We start from the raw sequence: 2043 nt of genomic DNA, 5'->3' as shown, positions 1-2043 counted from the left end.
TACACGTGATGCGATTGTTGATAAAATCAATCAAGCCAAAGAAGGCACCGAAGAACTTTTCGATGAAAATGAATCAGAAATTACTGACGAAGTAGTGGAAAAAACTGCTGAGTTTAAAGAAAAGTTGGATGACAGTGCGGATGCTGTAGCAGATAAGGTTGAAGATGTTAAAGAAGATGCTGCAGAAGTAGTAGAAGATAATGTTGACTTTGGTAAGATTTCTGAAGAAGCTGAAGAGCTTGAAAAAAAAAGCTAAAGACCTCTCAGGTACAGAGTGGTAAAAGAGATACTGTCTACGGGCAGTTTTTCTTTTTGTAAAAATGTTACAGTGTTTATTTGAGCTTTTGTAAAGAAATTGCGTTATAATAGTTTTATCAAAAATAAAAAATCGGAGGATTTACAATGACTCAAGCTAATTTTGGCGTAGTCGGTATGGCCGTAATGGGTAAAAACTTAGCCCTCAATGTTGAATCACGTGGATATACGGTTGCCTTATTTAATCGTACGACTGCAAAAACAGAAGAAGTTGTAGCTGAACATCCAGATAAAAATTTTGTCTTGACAAAAACAATCGAAGAATTCGTAGCTGCGATTGAAAAACCACGCCGTATCATGCTTATGGTACAAGCTGGTCCAGCAACTGATGCGACAATTCAAGCACTTTTACCACATTTGGATAAAGGTGACATCTTAATTGATGGTGGAAATACACATTTCCCAGATACAATGCGTCGTAATGCAGAGCTTGCAGACTCAGGCATTAACTTTATCGGTACGGGTGTTTCAGGTGGTGAAAAGGGTGCTCTTGAAGGTCCTTCAATCATGCCTGGCGGACAAAAAGAAGCTTACGATTTGATTGCACCAATCTTTGAACAAATCGCAGGTAAAGCACCTCAAGATGGTAAACCATGTGTGGCTTATATGGGTCCTAATGGTGCAGGTCACTATGTAAAAATGGTCCACAATGGTATCGAGTATGGCGATATGCAACTCATTGCTGAATCTTATGATCTTTTGAAACGTGTACTTGGTCTTGATAATGCTGAAATCCAATCGATCTTTGAAGAATGGAATGAAGGTGAGTTAGACAGCTACCTTATCGAAATCACAAAAGAAGTACTTAAACGTAAAGATGATCAAGGTACAAACGGTTATATCGTGGATAAAATCCTTGATAAAGCCGGTAATAAAGGTACAGGTAAATGGACGTCACAAAGTTCACTTGACTTGGGAGTTCCATTGCCATTGATTACTGAATCCGTGTTTGCCCGTTTCATCTCAACTTATAAAGATGAACGTGTGAAAGCAAGCTCTATCTTATCAGGTCCAGAAGTGAAATTTACAGGCGACAAAGCTGAAATTGTCGAAAAAATCCGTCAAGCGCTCTATTTCTCAAAAATTATGAGCTATGCTCAAGGTTTTGCCCAACTTCGTCAAGCTTCTAAGGAATACGATTGGGATCTTCCTTACGGTACAATCGCTCAAATCTGGCGTGCGGGATGTATCATTCGTGCGGAATTCTTGCAAAACATTACAGATGCTTTTGACAAAGATGCCGACCTTGAAAATCTTCTCTTGGATGAATACTTCATCGATATTACAAAACGTTACCAAGCAGCAGTACGTGATGTTGTAAGCCTTGCTGTTCAAGCCGGTATCCCAGTACCAACATTCACAAGTGCAATCAGCTACTATGATAGCTACCGCTCAGCAAACTTGCCAGCAAACCTTATCCAAGCACAACGTGACTACTTCGGTGCGCACACATATGAACGTACTGACATGGATGGAATTTTCCACTATGACTGGTATACGGAAGACTAAGAGGGAAAACCTTGCTGAGCTAAAGCTCAGTCTTCGTTCACAAGCTCACTACGCTGTCCACTTTTTCTAAGTGCTAAAGCACTAAGACAAGTGGCACTTCGGTGCGCACACATATGAACGTACTGACATGGATGGAATTTTCCACTATGACTGGTATACGGAAGTTTAAGAGGGAAAACCTCGCTGAGCTAAAGTTCATGTTTTGAAAAAACGAATCAA

At 40.0% G+C, this 2043-nt stretch carries 1 protein-coding gene and 1 pseudogene; both read left to right on the top strand.

The features are described 5' to 3' along the window. A pseudogene (locus LACDD01_RS09225) lies at positions 1-256 on the top strand (hypothetical protein); the annotation flags it as partial. Between the two features lie 146 nt (positions 257-402). Next, positions 403-1824 carry an NADP-dependent phosphogluconate dehydrogenase gene (gndA, locus tag LACDD01_RS09220; RefSeq protein ID WP_061414650.1) on the top strand — a complete coding sequence of 474 codons (1422 nt, stop codon included), beginning with the start codon at positions 403-405 and terminating at the stop codon, positions 1822-1824. Positions 1825-2043: the final 219 nt, after the last annotated feature.

It is taken from the genome of Lactococcus sp. DD01 (assembly GCF_001578715.1).
Classification (GTDB): Bacteria; Bacillota; Bacilli; order Lactobacillales; family Streptococcaceae; genus Lactococcus; species Lactococcus petauri.
Note: the sequence above shows the minus strand (reverse complement) of the source record. Positions and strands in the feature narration are given on the sequence as shown.

Excerpts from the sequence above, each read along its gene's own strand:
- gndA (WP_061414650.1), top strand. The coding sequence starts at position 403 with ATGACTCAAGCTAATTTTGGCGTAGTCGGTATGGCCGTAATGGGTAAA.